Source organism: Deinococcus psychrotolerans, assembly GCF_003860465.1.
Taxonomy (GTDB): domain Bacteria; phylum Deinococcota; class Deinococci; order Deinococcales; family Deinococcaceae; genus Deinococcus; species Deinococcus psychrotolerans.
Genome location: NZ_CP034183.1, coordinates 1366794 through 1384809 on the forward strand (window position 1 = coordinate 1366794; position 18016 = coordinate 1384809).

Consider the following 18016-nt stretch of genomic DNA (forward strand, 5'->3'; position numbering starts at 1 on the left):
GACTGATCTTCCCAAATAGCTATACTGCTCAGCAGCGCTGCGGCAACTGGCGCTGAACGTGGGGGCCACCACGGGGAAGCCGCAGCTTAGCCAGATCGCACGCCTGGGTCAGACCTCTCCGCTCCTGTCACTGCGATGTGCAGCGAAGTGGAGAGGTCTACTTTCTCTTTTGACTCAGGAGCGGCCATGTCAGATTCAGTTCAGCATCCCCAAAAGCAAGCCCTCATCTCGGTGAGCGACAAGTCCGGCGTCGTTGACTTTGCCCGCGCCCTGACCGAGCAAGGCTGGGCCATCCTATCTACCGGCGGAACCCTCAGCGCCCTGCAAGCGGCGGGCGTTCCGGCAACCAAAGTGGCCGACGTCACCGGTTTTCCCGAAATTCTGGATGGCCGGGTCAAGACCCTGCATCCCAAGATTCACGGCGGCATTTTGGCGCGGCGCACGCCCGAGCACCTCTCCGAACTCGCTCAGCACGGCATCGGGCCGATTGATCTGGTGTGCGTCAACCTCTATCCGTTCTGCGAAACGGTGGCGTCGGGGGCCGACTTGGAGACGGCCATTGAAAACATAGACATCGGCGGCCCGGCCATGATTCGCGCCGCTGCCAAGAACTTTGAGAGCGTGCTGATCTTGGTCGATCCCGCCGACTACCCGCTGGCCCTGCAGGCCGAGGTTTCGCAGACGGATCGCCGCCACCTCGCGGCCAAAGCCTATGCCCATACCAGCAGCTACGACGCGGCGATCACGGCTTATTTGTCTGAACCATCCGGCGACAGTCTTTCTAGCGACAGTATTTCCGGCGAAGATTTCCCAAAAGAAGTCAGCTTGCCCCTCACCCAGATTGCCGATCTGCGCTACGGCGAAAACCCCCACCAGCAGGCCACCGTCTACCGCCTCGGCGCTCAGACGGGGCCGGTGCTTGACGCCGAAGTGCTGAGCGGCAAGGCCATGAGCTTCAACAACTACGCCGACACCGACGCGGCCTGGGCACTGGTGAGCGAGTTCGCAGACAGCAGCGCGGCTTGCGTGGCGGTCAAGCACGCCAACCCCTGCGGCGTGGCGGTGGCAACCACTCCGAAAGAAGCCTGGGAACGCGCCCGCGACGCCGATACCCTCAGCGTGTTTGGCGGCGTGGTGGCGATCAACCGGCCCATTGATCTGGAGACGGCCAAAGCCACCAGAGGCACTTTTCTGGAAGTGCTGATCGCCCCCGACATTGACGCAGACGCCCTGACGTGGCTGCGCGAAAAGAAACCCGACTTGCGGGTGCTGCGGGCAGGTAAACGTCTGGCATCGGGCTTGGACTACCGCCCGCTCATCGGCGGCTTTCTGGCCCAGAAACGCGATGAGCGGCTGTGGGACGACCTTTGCCCCGAAGTGGTAACAAACAAGCAGCCGACGGAAGCCGAGTGGAAAGATTTGGCCTTCGCCTGGCTGGTCGCCAAGCACGCCCGCAGCAACAATGTGGTGCTGGCAAGAGGCGGCGTCACGGTGGGCATCGGCGCGGGGGCGGTCAGCCGCATCTGGGCCGCCGAGCGGGCGGTGCAGAACGCCGGGGAGATGGCACGCGGCGCGGTGATGGCGTCCGAAGCGTTTTTCCCTTTTGACGACGTGGTGCGGCTGGCCGGCAGCGTGGGAGTCAGCGCCATCATCCAGCCGGGCGGAGCCAAGCGAGACCCGGAAGTGATCGCCGCCGCCAACGAACTCGGGATCAGCATGGTGCTGACCGGCTCGCGGCACTTCAAGCATTAAGCGTGTGGGCAAAAATGAAAGGCGGGGGTTGAATGCAACTTCTGGGTAAACCGCTGGCAGCGGGCGTGACGGCGGAGGTTCGGGCGCGACTCTCGGCTTTGGGAGCGCTGCACTTAGTCAGTGTGGTGGCGTCGGGCGATCCGGCGACGCTGGTGTATGTGGAGAGCAAGCGCCGTCAGGCCGAAAAACTCGGCGTGCGCTTGAGCGTGCGCGACCTCGGCGCTGAGGTGAGTCAGGCCGAGTTGCACCGCGTTCTGCGCGAACTCTCGGACGATGAGACGGTTCACGGCGTCGTCTTGGAATTGCCGCTGGCCCCGGCGCTTGATCCCGACGCGGCGCTGCGCCAGATCGTTCACCCCAAAGACATAGAGGGCCTGACGCCCGCCAATTTGGCGTTGGTTTCGGCGGGCCGCGAGTCCGAAGCCCTGCTGCCGCCCACCCCGCGCAGCGTGCGCTTTTTGCTCCGCGAAGCACTGGAACTCTCGGGCGCGAGGGTGGCCATCATCGGGCCGGGCCGCACGGTGGGCCGCCCCCTGGCCTGGATGCTCAACAACCGGGGCGCGACGGTGACGCTGTGCAATGAATTCACCCGAGATCTGGCGGGCGTGCTGGAGAGGCAAGACGCGGTGGTGGTGGCAGTGGGCCGGGCCGGACTGCTCAAACCCGAACACGTTTTGCCGCACCATGTCGTGATTGACGCGGGCATCAACGTGACGGCTGGGGGCGTCGTCGGTGATGTAGCTCCCGAAGTCGGCGAGATCGTGCGGGCCTACACGCCTGTGCCCGGCGGCGTTGGCCCACTGACCAGCGCGTTGATGTTTCAAAACTTGGTGCGGGCAGTGCGGCTCCAGCGGGGGGAAAAAGTGGAGTGAGCGATAAAAAAAGGGGCGCACCCATAGGCACGCCCCTTTTTTTATTGCTCCCTGCTTCTTAAATACTTTCCACTTCAAACTTCAGGTGCTGCTCTGCCGTCTCCGCGTTGGGGTCGCGGCCCGAGAAGGTGGCGTATCCGGCGCGTTCGGGCAGCAGGTAGCTTTGCTGCACGCGGCGCAGGTCTTCAAGCGTCACCTTCATCATGCGAGCTTTGTAGTCTTCCTGGCGGTCAGCGCTAAATCCGGCCAGATCGGAGAAAATCCGGTTGCGGGCCAGACTGTCGGCGCTCAGCAGCGGATCGAGCTGGCGGCTGGCGCTCAGGATCGCCTCGGTGAGTTGGCGCTCGCCCAGATCGTCACTGCTCAGGAACTCGTCCAGCTTGCCGAACACTTCAAACGTGCGGCCAATGTGCGGGTCGCGGAAGCTGGTCAGATCAAACGAGCCGGTGCGCGGATCGAAGCTGGCCCCGCCTCCGTATGCGCCGCCCTTCTCGCGCAGCTCCTTGAGCAGATACTCGGTTCGCAGCAGCTTGCTGAGTACCAACAATGCCGGGCTGTCGGCGTGAACGTAAGGCACGGTGGCAAACGAAACCGCGTTGTAGGCCACGGGCGTATCCATGGTGCGGGCCTGCGGAACGTGCGGAGCCAGCGCGGGAGTTAGGGTCTGCCGCGCCGCGCCGCCGAACAGCGTGGCCAGCGGCGACAGGTCGAGGGCCAGATCGCTCTCCGGGGCGCTCAGTACCAGGCGGGCGCTGGCAGTGGTGACGACCTTGCTGAGTTCGTCCAGGCGGCCTTGCAGCTCGCTCCAGTTGCCCGCCGCTTGCCAGGCTTGATAGCGCTTGAAAGCGGTGACGCCGCCCTGCAACTCGCCCAGCGCTTCTAGTGGGCTGACTTGCGCTCCGGCGAGGGTCGAGGCATAGGCCGAACCGTTGCCGATGATGCTGGAACGCATTCCCGAAACCCGCTGATTGACCAGCTGGCTAAGGCGCTCGGCGCTGAACTTGGGCGCGGCGATCACGTCCCGCAGCAGTTCGACCAGGGCGTCCTTGTTGCGCGACAACGCCTTGCCGCTGAAGGTCAAACTGGTGCGAATCTCGCTGATCTGATCGGGGCCGTTGCCCTTACCCGACGCTGCGCCGATCCCGCCGGTTACAGCTTCGATTCGGCGGGTCAATTCCACTTCGCTGAGATTCGCCGCACCGTTGCGTGTCACAGCGAAGGCGTAGAACGGCAACAGTTCAAGCTGATCCTGACTCAGTTCCGGCAGCGGCACCTGCACGTCCAAGTAAATCAGGCCGCCTGTCGGCTGGGCCGAGCGGTAAACCTCGGCGTGGCCCTGCTGCTCCATCTGATAATCGGGGCGCGGCACGCTCAGCGTCACGTCCGGCAAGCCCAGTGTGGGCAGCAGCGAGTGATCGTCAGCGGGGGCATTTTGCAGCATCAAAGCGTCGGCCACGATGGCGGCGCGGTCTTCGTCGGTGAGACTCGCGCTGAGGCGGGCCACCATGGCTTTCTCGGCCTCAGCCTGCTGGTCTTGCATGGCCGGGTCGGGCGTCAGGGTCAGGGTCACGCGGTGCGGGTTCTCTAGGAGCCATTCACGGATCATCGGCTCGAAGACCCGGCCCGCCTTGCGCTCGGCGCTGAGTTTTTCCAGCTCGGCGGCCAGATTCAGGCTGGCCACCGGATCGCCGCCGTAGAGCCACGGATTGACCACCGCGAACAGCATCTTGAGAGCGTAGGGCGTGCCCGCGTTGCTCACCTCGCGCTGGGCGATCTCGAACTGGTGCAGGGCGCTGTCGATCAGGGCGTCATCTAAACCCTCGCGCTCGATCTGGGCCAGCGTGTCGAGCACCAGCGCTTCCACCTTGCCCGCGTTCTCGGCGCTCAGCCCCTTGAGGCCCGCCCCGAAGGCCGCCTCGCGGAAGTTGTCGCTGTAGCCGCTGCCGTCGGCCAGAGCGCTGCCCAGTCCCGAATCGATCAGCGGCTTGTAGAGCGGAGCCGCCGGATTGCCCAGCAGCACCTCGCTCAGCACGCTCCATTTGAGGTTGTCGTAGGCCTGATAGGTCGGCGTCACTTTCCAGGCCACCACCACCTGCGCCCCGCGTTCGGTGTCGCTGGACGGGTAATGCACTTCCGTTCGGCGCGGAGACTCGAAGTTGGCCTGATCGGGAATGCGGACGTCCAGTACGTTCGGCTCAAACTGGCTCATCACGTCACGCTCGATGGTCGCCAGCAGCTCGGCGAGCGGCATCTGGCCGTAGCTGTAGAAAAAGGCGTTGGACGGGTGGTAGTGGGCCGCGTGGAAGGCTTTGAGGTCTTCGTACGTCAGATCGGGAATGTTGGCCGGTTCGCCGCCAGAGTTGTTGGCGTAGGTCAGATCAGGGTACAGAGCCTTGCCCAGCGCTTTGTAGAGCACCGCGCCCGCGCTGGCCATCGCGCCTTTCATCTCGTTATAGACCACGCCCTGCATTTTGAGTTCGGACTTCGGGTCGGCGGGATCGGCATTCTCGAAACGGTGGCCGTCGCGCAGAAAGCTGAAGCGGGTCATGCGCGGGAAGAAAGCAGCGTCGAGGTAAATGCTCAGCAGGTTCTTGAAATCGCTGGGGTTGCGCGTGGAAAACAAATAAGTCGTCCAGTCGGCTGCCGTCATGGCGTTCATGAAGGTGTTGAGTGAGCGCGGGATCATGGCAAAAAACGGATCGGACACCGGATAGTTTTTAGAACCCATCAGGGCGATGTGCTCCAGGATGTGCGGCACGCCGGTGCTGTCTTTGGGCACGGTGGGAAAGGTCACGGCGAATCCGGCGTTCTCGTCGGCGCGGGCAATGTGAATGTGGCGGCTGCCGAGTTCGTGGCGCAGTTGGATATAGGTGGACGCCGTGTCGGGCAGGCTTTCCACGCGCTCAACGGTGTAGCGGCCCAGTTGGTCGCCGACTTTGGGAAGGGTTTCTAAGCGGCCCTGTTCTGAGATGGTCATGGCGCAAAGTCTAGCGCCGTGGCAAGGTGGTGAAGGTGGGTTTGGCTGCTGGACTGCCGCCAGCCGACCGGGTGAATTGCGCCTGCTCAGATTGGTTCACATACACCCGTCCTGACCCCCCCTTCCGCTCTACACTAATTTCCATGATTGCTTTCCTCTCCGGCGTGGTGCGCGAAGTGCGCGAACACAGCGCCATAGTGCTTACCGGCGGCGTCGGCTACGAAGTGCTGTGTCCCGCTTCTACCCTCGCCAAACTCAAAGTAGGCGACGTGGCCGAACTCCACACCCGCTTGGTGGTGCGCGAAGACGCTTGGACGCTGTTCGGTTTTTCCGAGACCGACAGCCTCAAGCTGTTTGAGCTGCTGACCAGCGTGACTGGCGTGGGGCCAAAGCTGGGGCTGGCGCTGCTGTCGGCCATGCCAGTTTCGGCACTGGCTCAGGGACTGCTCAGCGGCGACAGCAAGCTGCTTTCCAGCGTGTCCGGCGTGGGCAAAAAGACCGCCGAGCGCCTGGTATTAGAACTTCAAAACAAGGTGCCGGAACACCTCGCTGCGCCCACGGTGGGCGGCAAGCGGCAGCGGGTCATCAGCACAGCGGGGCAGGACGCGGTGGAAGCGCTGCTGGCGCTGGGCTTCCGCGACGCGCAGGTGCGTTCGGTGGTCTCGGAACTCCTGGCCAGCGATTCTGAGCAAAGCGCCGACCAACTCATTCGCAAAAGTCTGGGCCGCTTGCGGTGAGTTCGGCTGCCGCCGATTCACCCGACGCCGACCCCTTAGCCAACTCTTCAGCCAGTACCGCCACCGACGTGGCCGCCGAAAACAAATCGCCGCAGCAAGAGCAGCGGGCCACCTGGCTGGAACTGTTTTTCGATTTGATCTTCGTGACCGCCTTCGACCAGCTCGCCAAGCGCTTCAGCGACGACGACACCCTGCGCGGCTTCAGCACTTTCGCGCTGATGTTCGTGGCGGTGTGGTGGGCCTGGGTGGGCAACACCCTCTTCGCGGGGCGCTACGGCAATCAGGAGCGCCCCTACCGCTGGGGCACGGCGCTGCAACTGCTCAGTATGGGCGGCCTCGCTTTGGGGGTGCTGGGCGACTTGCGCGACGTGGGGGCTTTTTTCAGCGTGGTGTTTGCCGTCAACCGGTTCATTCTGGTGGGCATGTACGCTTTTCAGGCCAGGTCGTCTGACAGCCCTGAACTGGCCTACACCCAGATACGCACCTTCGGGCTGAGCGCCGTCGTGTGGCTGGGCTCGGCATGGTTGCCGCCCGGCTGGCAGCAGGTCGCCTGGGGCAGCGCCGTGGGCATAGACGCGCTGGCCTCGCTGGTTTCGCGGCGGGTGCAGGGCCAGAACCTGCCACACCCCGAGCACCTGCCGGAGCGCGTCGGGCTGCTGACCATCATCTCGCTCGGGGCGGTGATTACCGAAATCGTGGCGGGCACGGGCAATAAGCCGCTCAGTTTCGTGGATCAGCTTCCGGCGGCCCTCTCGCTGCTGCTGAGTCTGGCCCTCTTCAAGCTCTACTTTGACGAAGCCCGCGACCTGCCGGTGCTGCTGGCCCACCGCGACGGGCGGGTGGGTACGCTGCTGGTGTGGCTCTACAGCCATTTGCCGCTGACCTTGGCGCTGACCGCGCTGGGCGTCGGCATCGGCCACGGCATCGCGCACGAGGGTAAAGAAGCCGACCAAGTTGAGCGGATCACCGTAGGCCTGTCCCTGACGGCGATTTTCGTCAACCTGGCAACGCTGCGTTTCGTGACCCAGCACGCGCTGGGCAAACTGCGAATGGATTTGAGCGTTTGGGCGCTCCTGCTCAGCAGCGCGGCCATGCTGGGCCTGATGTTCGCGCCGCTGGGGACTTTGCCTTATCAGGCCGCGACCCTCGCGGTGTGCGGCGCGGCCCTGATTGCCGTTTGGCGCGACCCTGCCCGGCGCTTTCTCAGCCGAACCGAGGAAGCGGTGACCGAGGAGATTCACCAAGCCGGTGACCGCTCCGATGACGAACAGCCGCCCACACCGCGAACCTGAAACTGCAACTCTAAAGTAAGGTTAAATGTCACCTTCACGCCGCGCTGGAACGCGCTTTTTCACTTTGAACCTAGAATGTTGCCCACGCTTCACAGACGCCGCCCCCCATTTTGCCGCTAGCGTGCGGGCATGACCCAAAACTCAGGCATTCAAAACTCAAACGCCCTGCCCGCCACCTTCCGCGCCCTGCTGCTCACCAAAGACGGCGACGCGGTGAGCGCCAACGTCACCGACGTGTCCAGTCAGGATTTGCCTGCCGGCGAGGTGACGGTAAAAGTGGACGCGTCCGACCTGAACTACAAAGACGGGCTGGCGATTTTGGGCAAGCTGGGCATCCGCACCTATCCGATGGTGCCGGGCATCGACTTTGCCGGAACGGTGCTCGACAGCTCGGACTCACGCTATCAGGCGGGCGACGCCGTGACCCTGACCGGCTGGGGCGTGGGCGAGCGGCACTGGGGCGGCTACGCTGAACTGGCCCGTGTCAAAGCCGACTGGCTGGTCAAAACGCCCGAACGTTTCAGCGCCGCCGAAGCGATGGCGGTGGGCACAGCGGGACTGACTGCCATGCTGTGCGTGATGGCCTTAGAAGACGCGGGCCTTAAACCGGAAGATGGCGAGGTGCTGGTCACGGGCGCGGCAGGCGGGGTGGGCAGCGTGGCCGTCAGTTTGCTGGCCGCACGCGGCTACCGCGTCACCGCTGCCACAGGCAGGGCCGAAACCGAGGGCGAGTACCTGCGCGGGCTGGGCGCATCCGAGTTGCTTGACCGCCATGAGCTGAGCGCCCTCAAAAAGCCGCTGGAAAAAGAGCGCTGGGCGGCGGCGGTGGACGTGGCAGGCGGCGCGACGCTGGCAGGCGTGCTGGCCAGCACCAAGTACGGCGGCCACGTGGCGGCCTGCGGACTGGCCGACAGCGCCAGCCTGACGACCTCGGTGCTGCCCTTTATTTTAAGAAACGTCACACTGCACGGCGTGGACAGCGTGCAGTGCCCCGCGCCTCAGCGCCAGCGGGCTTGGGACAGGCTGGCCGCCGAGCTACCTGAAAAGCTGCTTAAGGACGGCGTGCAGATGGCCAAGCTGGAAGACCTGCCGCGACTGGCGACGGAGATTCTGGCCGGGCAGGTGCGGGGCCGCACGGTGATCAAGCTGAGTTGAGTGAGCTGTAAAATGAGGGCTGAGAGCAGGTTGAGGCTTTCAGTCTCCGGCCCAGCATTCAGAACTGAGGAGCCATAAGCGCGAAACCCTACGGTCACGCGGGGCTTTGTTGTGTTGAATTGAGGGCATGACCACGCTTATTCTCGGCGCAACTGGCGGCATCGGCTCGGCTCTCGTTCAAAGTTGGCCTGACAACGAGCTTTATCTCAGCGGGCGCGACGAAGTCAAGCTCCAAGCGTTGGCCCAACCGCTCAATGCAAAGGCCCTCAAAGTAGATGTCGGCTTTGAAAGTCAGGTCAGCAAGCTCTTCGGGGAGCTTCCAGACAACCTAGACACCATCGTCTATGCAGCGGGGTCGGCTTACCCGGAAGCGCTGGCGAGTGCCAAAGCTGAAAGCGTGCGCCACGTCTGGAACGCCAATTATTTTGGGCTGCTGTGGACACTCAAGTACGGGCTGCCTAAATTGGCCTCGGGCGGGCGGCTGTACGTCATCGGCGCACGCGAAGACCTGACCACCGCGAGGGGATTTTCGCAGTACGCGGCCAGCAAGGCGGCGGTGGCGCGGCTGCTGACCATTACCCGCCTGGAAGCACGCGGCAAAACGCTGACACTGGTGCTGCCGCCCGCCGTGGACACGGGGCTGTGGGCGCAGGTCGGCAAGGTGCCCAAAGGCGCAGTGACGCCGCAAGTGGTGGCCGAGGCGATAGTGGCCGACCGCAGCGGAGCAGGACAGGAGGAGCTGCGCGTCTGAATCGATTTCAGGCCTGAGCGTCTTTGCTGCTGCTCGACAGCTTCAGGCCGATCAGCGCCGCGACAAGTACGCCCAGCAGGGCCAGCCGCAGTGGGCTGAGGCTCTCGCCGAACATCAAGCTGCCGACCGCGACTGCGCCCACCGAGCCGATGCCCGTCCAGATGGCGTAGGCCGTGCCCAGCGGAATGGTTTTGAGGGCGCGGGCGAGGAAGTCGAAGCTGAAATAAGCGCAGACCAAAAAGAGATACAGGAACTGCGGGCGGGTCTGCTCCAGCTTCAGAGCGGTGGCAAAACCGATTTCGAGGAGGCCCGCCAGCACCAGCCAGTGCCACCCTGTCCAGCGCGGGCCACTCACGGCACCACCCGCAGCCCGATGATCGCCAGCACCACCGTGCCGAGCAGCCCCAACCGCAGCGGCGTGGCCTCTTCCTTAAAGAACATGAAGCCGATGATCGCCGTGCCCACTGCACCGATCCCCGTCCAGACCGCGTAGACCGTGCCGAGCGGCAGCGTCTTGAGCGCCTGACTCATCAAACTGAAGCTGGCGATGGTGAACACCAGAAATAGCACACTCGGCCAAATTTTCTTGAAGCCGTCGCTCAGCTTGAGGCAAGTCGTGAAGCCGATCTCGCACAGCCCAGCCAGCACCAATACCGTCCATCCCATTCTTGAGCTCCCTTTATAGCATGTTCTTGCTAAATCCCACTTTTAATAGCACGCGTGTGCTAAAAAGACAAGATGCCCCGTATTGTCGATCATGATCAGCGCCGCCGCGAACTGGCCGAAACCGTCTGGGCACTGGTGCGCGAACACGGCGTGGCGGGCGTCAGCCTGAGACAGATCACCGAGCGTTCCGGCTGGTCGAGTGGCGCGATCAGGCATTATCTGCCGCACCGAGAAGCGATCCTGATGTTTGCCGCGCAGCACATCGCCCAGCGCATCGAAGCGCGGATGCTGGGGCTGCGGCGCACCGCAGACGTACTGGGCGACTTCCTGAATCTGCTGCGTGAGGTGCTGCCGCTCGACAGCGAGCGCCGCGCCGAATCGCAGGTCTGGCTGGCCTTTGTCGGCCTGAGCATCAGCGATCCGGGTCTGGCCGATACTCAGGGGGTGGCCTACCGCGCCCTGAGTGAGGTCTTTCGGGAAGTTTTTGAAGGGTTCGCCGAGTTGGGCTGCTTGAATCACCCGGCCCCTGAGAACGCCGCCCGCGAGATTCAGGCGCTGATCGACGGCCTGAATGTTCACTTGCTGCTGAATCAGATCACGCCCGAAGCTGCCTGGGCCACCGTGGAGACGCGCGTTCGGCAACTAATCCAGCCACCAACAGACCAAGAAACGACCTAGAGAACCACTTTCTTCTGACTCAGCCCGCGTCATTCAGCCCAGACTGACCCGCCCGCTGCGGCCAGTTGGCCACCAGCACGCCCATCAACGTCAGCGCCCCCGCGCTCAGTTCGCCGGGTGTGAAGCGCTCACCCAGCAGCCACACGGCCAGCCCGAAGGCCACCAGCGGCGAGAGGTTTTGCCAGATGCTGGTTCGGGCCGCGCCCAGCACCTGAATGCCGTTGCCCCAAGCCAAGTAAGCGAACACGTTGGAGAGCAGGCCCGACAGGGCAGCCAGCCCCCAGATCAGCGGCGGCGCGGAGAGCTGGCCCAGCGTCGGCAGCACCGGAATCAGCAGCGGCAATGTGCCGACCAGGGTGGCGAAGGTGACGGACGGCAACAGGCCCAGCCGCGCCACCAGGGGCCGGTTGGCGAGGGTGTAACCGGCCCAGGTCAGCGACGACAAGCCCAAAAAGCCCAGACCCAGCAGATTCAGCGTGCTGCCAGGTTCCAGCGTCTGTGCCAGCAGCCACAGCATGCCGCTGAGCGAAACGAGCACCCCCAGCACCTGAAGGCGGTTAGGCCGCTGACCCACCAAACTGCCCAGCAGCACCACCAAAATTGGCACCACTGCGTTGGCCAGCCCCGAAATCCCGGCAGGCGAGCGGTCGACGCCGATGACCGAGAAATTCTGGAACAGCGTGGTGCCGAGCAGCCCCGCGCCCACGACCCACAGCCAGTCTCTTACACTCCACTTCGGCCAGCCACTTCGCAGCAGCGTCAGCCCCAGCAGCACCAGAGACGCCGCCCCCAGCCGCAGGCCGATGGTCTGGCTGCGGGTAAAAAAGTCCAGCAGCACCTTGAGGGCCACCACATTGCCGCCCCAGATCAGTACCGTCAGGATGACCCCGAGGTAAGCGCGGGCGATCATGGGGCCTCCAGAGCGCGTTGCTCCATTTGCTCCGTGCTAGAACACCACCGTTTTGTTGCCCGACACCAGCACCCTATCTTCCAAGTGCGCTTTGACGGCGCGGGCCAAGACTTGGCGCTCCACGTCGCGGCCCAGCCGCATCAAGGTCTCGGGTGTTTCGCGGTGGTTCACGCGGGCCACGTCCTGCTCGATGATCGGCCCGGCGTCGAGTTCCTCGGTCACGTAGTGGGCGGTGGCCCCAACCAGCTTGACGCCACGCTGGAAGGCCGCCCGGTAGGGATTCGCGCCGATGAAGGCGGGCAGAAACGAGTGGTGAATGTTGATGACCGGTACCGCGAGGCCGCGCAGCATCTCCCCCGACAGAATCTGCATATAGCGGGCCAGCACCACGAAGTCCACGCCCGCTTCACGGAACAGTCGCGCCTGCTCTTGCTCGGCCTCGGCTTTGTTGTCTTTGGTCACGCTGACTTGAGCAAACGGTACCCCGAACATCTCGGCGTCGCCGCACAGGGTCGCGTGGTTGCTGATCACCAGCGGAATTTCCACATCCAGCTCGCCCCGGCGCTTGCGAACCAGCAAGTCCAGAAAGCAGTGATCGTAGTTGCTGACCATAATGCCCATCCGCTTGGGCTGGGCGGTGTACCAGACGCGCCAGTTCATGTCAAACGGCTCGGCCACCTGCTGAGCAAAGGCCCGCTCGAACTGCTCTTTGGCGAGGTCTAAACCGTCAAGGTGAAACTCCATCCGCATAAAAAATTGCCCGCCCTGCGGATCGGTGGAATGCTGATCGGAGTGGATGATATTCGCGCCGTGATGGTGCAGAAACTGCGACACCGCCGCCACGATGCCTTTGCGGTCGGCGCAGGCGATGGTCAGGCGGGCGGTGTGGCGGGGATCGGTGCGGTCAAGACCTTGGGCCAGCGTCATATCGGCTGAGTTTAGCTCACGGGGGTATCTTTGAGGCATGGCCTCCGAACTCAGCGCATCCGGTTTCGTCAAACCAGACCTCGTCAAGTACGATCCCGCCGCCCACGCCGAGCTGATGGCGGGCTACTGCATCGGCGCTCAGGCCGGCGAGCGCATTTTGCTCAGCGGCGGCGTGCAGACCCTGCCACTTTTTGAGGAAGTCGCCCGCGCCCTGCTGCGGCGGGGAGCTTTGCCGGTTTTGCGGCTGGAGTATCCGGGGCAAGCTGAAGATTTCGCGCAGCTGGCCTCCGACCTCATCTTGGAAAGCCTTCACCCCGCCGAGCTGGCCGACGTTCAGGCCATCGACGGCAGTATCCGGCTGATGACCCACAGCTTGCCCAGATTGGGCGCTTCCACCGATCCCACGCGCCAGGCCCGGCGCGTCAAAGCTACGCAGCCGCTCAGCGCCGCCAGAAGCAGCAAAAAGTGGACGCTGACCCAGTACCCCACTCCTCAGGGCGCGGCAGCGGCGGGCATGGGCCTGCCCGAATACGAGGATTTCGTGTCAAGAGCAATGTTTCTCAACACCCCCGATCCGGTGGCCGAGTGGGGCAAGGTGCGCGTCCGGCAGGCCCAATTGATCGAGCGCCTCAGCCGCGCCGACCAGATCCGGGTTCTGGCTCCTCAAACCGATTTGACCCTCAGCGTCAGGGGCCGCACCTGGGCTAACTCGGACGGCAAGCGCAACATGCCCTCGGGCGAGGTGTTCGTGTCGCCGATTGAAGACAGCGCCGAGGGCCAGATTTATTTCGGCCTGCCCAGCGAGTACGCCGGACAGCCGGTAGAAGGTATTACGCTGCGCTTAAAGGCCGGTCAGATTGTAGAGGCCCACGCTGAAATCGGCGACGACGTGCTGCAAGCGGCGCTGTCCACTGACTCCGGTGCACGTTTTCTCGGTGAGATCGGCATCGGCAGCAACGATGGTATCCAGACGCCCAGCCGCAACATCTTGTACGACGAAAAAATCGGCGGCACGGTGCATCTGGCGGCTGGCCGCAGCTATCCCGAAACCGGCGGCCTCAACCAAAGCGCCATTCACTGGGACATGATCTGCGATCTTCGCGGCAACGGCGGCCAAATCCTGCTGGACGGCGAAGTGTTTCAGGAAAACGGCCTGTTTGTCTAAGTTTGGGGCGAGCGCAGAGCGTTGATAAAGGTGAACAGGATTGGGGTTCAGCGTCTTACCGACTGAGTTAACCTCAAAGCGCACTTTTACCGCTGGGCGGGTTGGCGAAGCTCCGGCCCCCATCTTGGCAATCTAAGGCGGGCAATCCGGGAGGAACCCCACTGGGGGGAGTTAGTTCGTCCGGTTGACAAACAAAGCCGGAAGGCGTACCTTCATGAACGTTAAACAACACCCATCTTCCTCATCTCGCCTGACCATTCAGGAGCTGTTCTCAGGAGTGTCATCGACCATGCCGCAGCCTACCGAACACGTCGCCTTTGATCAGGCGGCCATCCGCAGCCGTCATCTGCTGCAACTGCTTTCGCGGTTGTGGGCGGGGGATCTGGCGCGGGTCGATCTGGCGCGTGAGCTGCACCTGTCGCGCAGCGCGGTGTCGTCACTGGTCAACGAGTTGCTGGCGGCCCGGCTGGTGCTGGAAGGCGGCGTGCGGGAAGATCAGGCCGCTTCGCAAACCGGGCGGCGGGCCACCCTGCTCTCGCTGAATGCCCAGGCGGCTTATCTGCTGGCCGTCGATCTGGGGGCCAGTCACCTGCGGGTAGACCTGCTCGACCTGCGCTGTCAGCCCCAAGCCAGCCGCCAGATTCCGCATGACGTGACTGCCGGGCCGCAGGACACCTACGCCCGCATCGCTGAGCTGAGCGGGGCCGTGCTCAGCGATGCGGGCGTCAGCAAAGCGCAGGTGGCGCTGGTGGGGGTCAGCGTGCCGGGGCCAGTCGATTTCGGTACGGGGGAGGTCATGGCCCAGCACATTCCCGGTTGGCACGGCGTCGCCGTGGCCAGTGAACTCGGTGCGCTGCTGGGGCTGCCCACGCTGGTCGAGAATGATGCCAACCTGGGGGTGCTGGCCGAGCACCGCTTCGGTGCCCATCAGGGCCAGCCGGACTTGGTGTACGTGAAACTCGCCACCGGCATCGGCGCGGGCATCATCTGCGGCGGGCAGCTCTACCGGGGATCACGCGGCGGCGCAGGTGAGATCGGGCATATCGCCATCAACGAGCAGGGGCCGGTGGGACGCAGCGGCGGCCCCGGCTCGCTGGAAAGCTACGCGGCGGCCCAAGTTCTGCTGCCGCTGGCCGCCGAGCGCCGCGCCGCTGGAGAAGCCACCCGGCTCCCCGAGCGCTTTACCCTGAGTGATCTGTTTGCCTCCCCGGACGATGTTCTGGTCAGGGGCCTGTGGCGCGAGGTCGGCCATCACCTGGGGGTGGCCATCTCGACGGCCCTCAACCTGTTCAATCCCGGCGCGGTGGTGCTGGGCGGGCGGCTGACCCAGGCGGGCGACGCCCTGCTGAGCGCCGTGCGTGAAAGCGCCGCGCCGCGCACCATGCAAATCAACCATACCGGTGTCTGTATCGATTACTCGGAGCTGGGGACTGATGTGGGCGTGCTGGGTGTGGGGGCCATGCTGCTGGGTGAGTTACTGACCCCGCGCGGCCTGCGGCATCTGACTCAGGTTTCACGGCAAGACGCCGTTTATTCAGCTCAGGCCAGCCGGGCACCGCCTGATAGGACACAACTGGCTCGTCCGAACCCGTATTTTTCTGAAGCGCTCGGCGCTTCTCCCAAAGGAGTTTTATGAAAAAAAGCATCAAGAACGCCCTCGTGATCACCGCCGCTCTCGGCCTGACCGCCCAAGCCCTCGCCGCCGGCAAAATCGAGATCTTCTCGTGGTGGGCCGGTGACGAAGGCCCAGCGCTCGCCGCCCTGATCAAGCTCTACGAAACCAAATACCCCAGTGTCAAAGTGGACAATGCCGCAGTGACGGGCGGCGCGGGCACCAACGCCAAAGCGGTTCTCAAAACCCGGATGCTCGGCGGCGATCCACCCGACAGCTTCCAGGCCCACGCCGGCCAAGAACTCACCGGTACTTGGGTCGTCGCCAACCGGATGGAAGACCTCTCCAGCTTGTACAAGTCCGAAGGCTGGAGCAGCAAATTCCCCAAAGCCGTGATTGACCTGATTTCCTACAAGGGCGGCATCTACAGCGTGCCGGTGGACGTTCACCGCTCCAACGTGATGTGGTATGTCCCGGCCAACCTGAAAAAGTGGGGCGTCAGTGCGCCAAAGACCTGGCACGATATGCTCACGGTCTGCACCACCCTGAAGGCCAAGGGCGTGGCCACTCCTCTCGTGATGGGCGAAAACTGGACCCAGCAGATGATCTGGGAGTCCATCGCCACGGCCATGCTGGGGACGAAGGGCTGGAACGATCTGTGGAGCGGCAATCTCAAGTTCACCGATCCCAAAGTGGTGTCTACCTTCTCGATGTACGGCAATATCCTCGACTGCGCCAACAAAGACGCCAGCGGCCTGAGCTGGCAGCAGGCCACCGACCGTATGCTCGCGGGCCAGGCTGCCTTCAACATCATGGGTGACTGGGCTGCCGGTTACATGACAACCACCAAGAAGCTCAAGCCCGGCACTGATTTTGCCTGGAGTGCCAGCCCCAGCACCAACGGCGTCTTTATCATGCTGGCCGATAGCTTCGGACTCCCCAAAGGCGTCAAAAACCGCGCCGAAGTTGTCAACTGGCTCAAAGTGCTGGGCAGCAAGCAGGGCCAAGACGCCTTCAATCCGCTTAAGGGCAGCATTGCCGCCCGCACCGACTCGGATTTGAGCAAGTACGGCGCGTACTCGCAATCGGCCGCCAAAGACTGGAAGAAGAACACCATCGTGGGCAGCATGGTTCACGGAGCCGCCGCGCCCGAGAGCTTTACCAGCGGCTTTGGCAGCGTGAACGACGATTTCGTCAGCAACCGCGACGCCAAGGCTGCCGCCCAGGCCTCTCAGGATCTGGCCGACAAGTCGCGCATCGGCATGTAAGACGGCTTCTGATTCAGTCGGTTGGTGAAGCCGACTGAATTGGGCCGCATATCCTGACTACAACTTCGCACCCCTCCCAGAGACGGCAAGCCCTTGCGCCGTCTTTTGGTTTTTGAAAGGAGATCAATTTGAAACGTCTTTCCACTGACCGCCTGTGGGCTATCGCGGTGCTGACACCGTCGGTGATTTTGCTGGCGGTCTTCGTCTACGGCTTTATCTTCCGCACCGCCTACACCAGCTTGACCGATTGGGGCAACGATCCGGCACAGGCGTTTAGCCTCACCCCGATCATCCGCTTTATCGGGCTGCAAAATTACCACGATCTGTTTACCAGCAACCTGAACGTCCGCTTTAGGCAAGACCTGGTCAGCACCCTGTTTTTCACAGTGTTTTTCATTGTGGGCTGCTTGGGGCTGGGCCTCAGCATGGCGCTCCTCCTTGACCGCAATCCCAAAGCCGAGGGCCTCTGGCGCACCATTTTTCTGTTTCCGATGAGCCTGTCGTTTATCGTCACCGGCACCATCTGGCGCTGGATGCTGCAACCGCAGGGCGGCCTCAACCAGCTCTTTCACCTCAATCCGGCCAGCAACGGTTGGCTGACCAGCCGCGATTCGGTGTGGAGCTTTGATTGGAACAAGCTTCCACTGATCACCGCGACGATTGTGGGCCTCGTGCTGCTGTGGGTGGCTTGGCTGGCCTTCAGGGACGGGCAGCGCACCCGGACATGGGTGGCGCTGGGCTGCGCCGCGCTGCTACTGCTGTGGGCGCTGGTCATCGGGCCGAATGTCAAGCTGCTGCCCGCGCCGGAACTGCACGGCTTCAACATCGCCTTTATCGGCATCATCATCGCCGCCATCTGGCAAATGAGCGGTTACACCATGGCGCTGTATCTGGCAGGGCTGCGCGGCATTCCCGAGGAGCTGCGTGAGGCCTCCCGCGTGGACGGCGCGAACGAGTGGAACACTTACCGCCACGTAATCTTTCCGCTGCTGGCCCCGATTACCTTGTCGGCCATGATTATTCTGGGCCACATCAGCCTCAAGATTTTTGATCTGGTGTTTGCCATGACCGGCCCCGACAACGGCCCCACCGACGTTCCGGCGCTGCTGATGTACATCACCTCGTTTAGGCAAAACGCGCTGGCCGTCGGCGCAGCCATCGGCACAGTGCTACTCCTACTGGTCGCCGTCATTATTATTCCGTACCTGTTCAGCCAGTTTAAAACGCAGGAAGGTCACGCATGAGGCGGGTTCC

The 18016-nt window shown here is 63.4% G+C and carries 16 protein-coding genes and 1 riboswitch; of the genes, 11 read left to right on the plus strand and 5 right to left on the minus strand.

From position 1 onward, the window contains the following. Window positions 1–32 precede the first annotated feature (32 nt). Window positions 33–116: riboswitch (ZMP/ZTP riboswitch) on the plus strand. Between the two features lie 70 nt (window positions 117–186). Both purH and EHF33_RS06675 read left to right on the plus strand, forming a co-directional pair. After that, window positions 187–1752, plus strand: a complete 1566-nt coding sequence (gene purH, locus EHF33_RS06670) for a bifunctional phosphoribosylaminoimidazolecarboxamide formyltransferase/IMP cyclohydrolase (protein ID WP_124869131.1) — start codon at window positions 187–189, stop codon at window positions 1750–1752. A 32-nt stretch (window positions 1753–1784) separates the two neighbouring features. Further along, entirely contained in the window at window positions 1785–2624 is an 840-nt protein-coding gene (locus tag EHF33_RS06675; protein ID WP_124869134.1) for a bifunctional 5,10-methylenetetrahydrofolate dehydrogenase/5,10-methenyltetrahydrofolate cyclohydrolase, read from the plus strand. A gap of 58 nt (window positions 2625–2682) precedes the next feature. Here the strand turns inward: EHF33_RS06675 and EHF33_RS06680 are convergent, their stop codons facing one another. After that, the gene (locus EHF33_RS06680; protein WP_124869137.1) at window positions 2683–5601 is read right to left on the minus strand and encodes an insulinase family protein; all 2919 of its coding nucleotides are present in this window, start codon (window positions 5599–5601) and stop codon (window positions 2683–2685) included. A gap of 143 nt (window positions 5602–5744) precedes the next feature. On the opposite strand from EHF33_RS06680, the gene ruvA reads away from it, so the two are divergent. From ruvA to EHF33_RS06700, 4 genes are all read left to right on the plus strand, one after another. Further along, window positions 5745–6338 carry a Holliday junction branch migration protein RuvA gene (gene ruvA / locus EHF33_RS06685; RefSeq protein WP_124869140.1) on the plus strand — a complete coding sequence of 198 codons (594 nt, stop codon included), beginning with the start codon at window positions 5745–5747 and terminating at the stop codon, window positions 6336–6338. After that, complete coding sequence (locus EHF33_RS06690) at window positions 6335–7630, plus strand: low temperature requirement protein A (RefSeq protein ID WP_124869143.1); 1296 nt, start codon at window positions 6335–6337, stop codon at window positions 7628–7630. The genes ruvA and EHF33_RS06690 overlap by 4 nt, the downstream gene beginning before the upstream one ends. Before the next feature lie 129 nt (window positions 7631–7759). Next, a complete protein-coding gene (locus EHF33_RS06695) occupies window positions 7760–8785 on the plus strand; it encodes an MDR family oxidoreductase (protein ID WP_124869146.1) in 1026 nt (341 codons plus the stop codon). Between the two features lie 127 nt (window positions 8786–8912). Further along, window positions 8913–9536, plus strand: a complete 624-nt coding sequence (locus tag EHF33_RS06700; protein ID WP_124869149.1) for an SDR family NAD(P)-dependent oxidoreductase — start codon at window positions 8913–8915, stop codon at window positions 9534–9536. 7 nt (window positions 9537–9543) lie between these two features. Here the strand turns inward: EHF33_RS06700 and EHF33_RS06705 are convergent, their stop codons facing one another. Together EHF33_RS06705 and EHF33_RS06710 are read right to left on the minus strand one after the other, a co-directional pair. Then, a complete protein-coding gene (locus EHF33_RS06705; protein ID WP_164473431.1) occupies window positions 9544–9891 on the minus strand; it encodes a DMT family transporter in 348 nt (115 codons plus the stop codon). Then, complete coding sequence (locus tag EHF33_RS06710; RefSeq protein WP_124869152.1) at window positions 9888–10202, minus strand: DMT family transporter; 315 nt, start codon at window positions 10200–10202, stop codon at window positions 9888–9890. Before EHF33_RS06710 ends, EHF33_RS06705 begins: the two co-directional genes overlap by 4 nt. A gap of 72 nt (window positions 10203–10274) precedes the next feature. Here EHF33_RS06710 and EHF33_RS06715 point away from each other — a divergent pair, with 72 nt between their 5' ends. Then, the gene (locus EHF33_RS06715; RefSeq protein ID WP_124869155.1) at window positions 10275–10880 is read left to right on the plus strand and encodes a TetR/AcrR family transcriptional regulator; all 606 of its coding nucleotides are present in this window, start codon (window positions 10275–10277) and stop codon (window positions 10878–10880) included. A 19-nt stretch (window positions 10881–10899) separates the two neighbouring features. Here EHF33_RS06715 and EHF33_RS06720 read toward each other — a convergent pair whose 3' ends face one another. Together EHF33_RS06720 and purU are read right to left on the minus strand one after the other, a co-directional pair. Then, window positions 10900–11790 (minus strand): DMT family transporter, encoded by an 891-nt coding sequence (locus EHF33_RS06720; RefSeq protein WP_124869158.1) that lies wholly within the window; start codon window positions 11788–11790, stop codon window positions 10900–10902. A gap of 36 nt (window positions 11791–11826) precedes the next feature. Beyond that, a complete protein-coding gene (gene purU / locus EHF33_RS06725; RefSeq protein ID WP_124869161.1) occupies window positions 11827–12717 on the minus strand; it encodes a formyltetrahydrofolate deformylase in 891 nt (296 codons plus the stop codon). Window positions 12718–12754: 37 nt separating this feature from the next. On the opposite strand from purU, the gene EHF33_RS06730 reads away from it, so the two are divergent. From EHF33_RS06730 to EHF33_RS06745, 4 genes are all read left to right on the plus strand, one after another. Continuing rightward, window positions 12755–13882: an aminopeptidase gene (locus EHF33_RS06730; protein WP_241191301.1), complete on the plus strand. Its 1128-nt coding sequence runs from the start codon at window positions 12755–12757 to the stop codon at window positions 13880–13882. A 289-nt stretch (window positions 13883–14171) separates the two neighbouring features. Continuing rightward, window positions 14172–15518, plus strand: coding sequence for an ROK family transcriptional regulator (locus tag EHF33_RS06735; protein WP_124869164.1), 1347 nt, complete (start codon window positions 14172–14174; stop codon window positions 15516–15518). Beyond that, the gene (locus tag EHF33_RS06740) at window positions 15515–16762 is read left to right on the plus strand and encodes an ABC transporter substrate-binding protein (RefSeq protein WP_124869167.1); all 1248 of its coding nucleotides are present in this window, start codon (window positions 15515–15517) and stop codon (window positions 16760–16762) included. Before EHF33_RS06735 ends, EHF33_RS06740 begins: the two co-directional genes overlap by 4 nt. 128 nt (window positions 16763–16890) lie before the next feature. Continuing rightward, a complete protein-coding gene (locus tag EHF33_RS06745) occupies window positions 16891–18006 on the plus strand; it encodes a carbohydrate ABC transporter permease (protein ID WP_124869169.1) in 1116 nt (371 codons plus the stop codon). The last annotated feature ends 10 nt before the right edge of the window (window positions 18007–18016 follow it).

Bases quoted from the DNA above. Each gene is read 5' to 3' on its own strand.
- EHF33_RS06680 (WP_124869137.1), bottom strand. From the start codon at position 5,601: ATGACCATCTCAGAACAGGGCCGCTTAGAAACCCTTCCCAAAGTCGGC.
- EHF33_RS06730 (WP_241191301.1), top strand. From the start codon at position 12,755: ATGGCCTCCGAACTCAGCGCATCCGGTTTCGTCAAACCAGACCTCGTC.
- ruvA (WP_124869140.1), top strand. From the start codon at position 5,745: ATGATTGCTTTCCTCTCCGGCGTGGTGCGCGAAGTGCGCGAACACAGC.
- EHF33_RS06720 (WP_124869158.1), bottom strand. From the start codon at position 11,790: ATGATCGCCCGCGCTTACCTCGGGGTCATCCTGACGGTACTGATCTGG.
- EHF33_RS06695 (WP_124869146.1), top strand. From the start codon at position 7,760: ATGACCCAAAACTCAGGCATTCAAAACTCAAACGCCCTGCCCGCCACC.
- EHF33_RS06735 (WP_124869164.1), top strand. From the start codon at position 14,172: ATGCCGCAGCCTACCGAACACGTCGCCTTTGATCAGGCGGCCATCCGC.
- EHF33_RS06715 (WP_124869155.1), top strand. From the start codon at position 10,275: ATGCCCCGTATTGTCGATCATGATCAGCGCCGCCGCGAACTGGCCGAA.
- purU (WP_124869161.1), bottom strand. From the start codon at position 12,717: ATGACGCTGGCCCAAGGTCTTGACCGCACCGATCCCCGCCACACCGCC.
- EHF33_RS06740 (WP_124869167.1), top strand. From the start codon at position 15,515: ATGAAAAAAAGCATCAAGAACGCCCTCGTGATCACCGCCGCTCTCGGC.
- EHF33_RS06710 (WP_124869152.1), bottom strand. From the start codon at position 10,202: ATGGGATGGACGGTATTGGTGCTGGCTGGGCTGTGCGAGATCGGCTTC.
- EHF33_RS06675 (WP_124869134.1), top strand. From the start codon at position 1,785: ATGCAACTTCTGGGTAAACCGCTGGCAGCGGGCGTGACGGCGGAGGTT.
- purH (WP_124869131.1), top strand. From the start codon at position 187: ATGTCAGATTCAGTTCAGCATCCCCAAAAGCAAGCCCTCATCTCGGTG.
- EHF33_RS06700 (WP_124869149.1), top strand. From the start codon at position 8,913: ATGACCACGCTTATTCTCGGCGCAACTGGCGGCATCGGCTCGGCTCTC.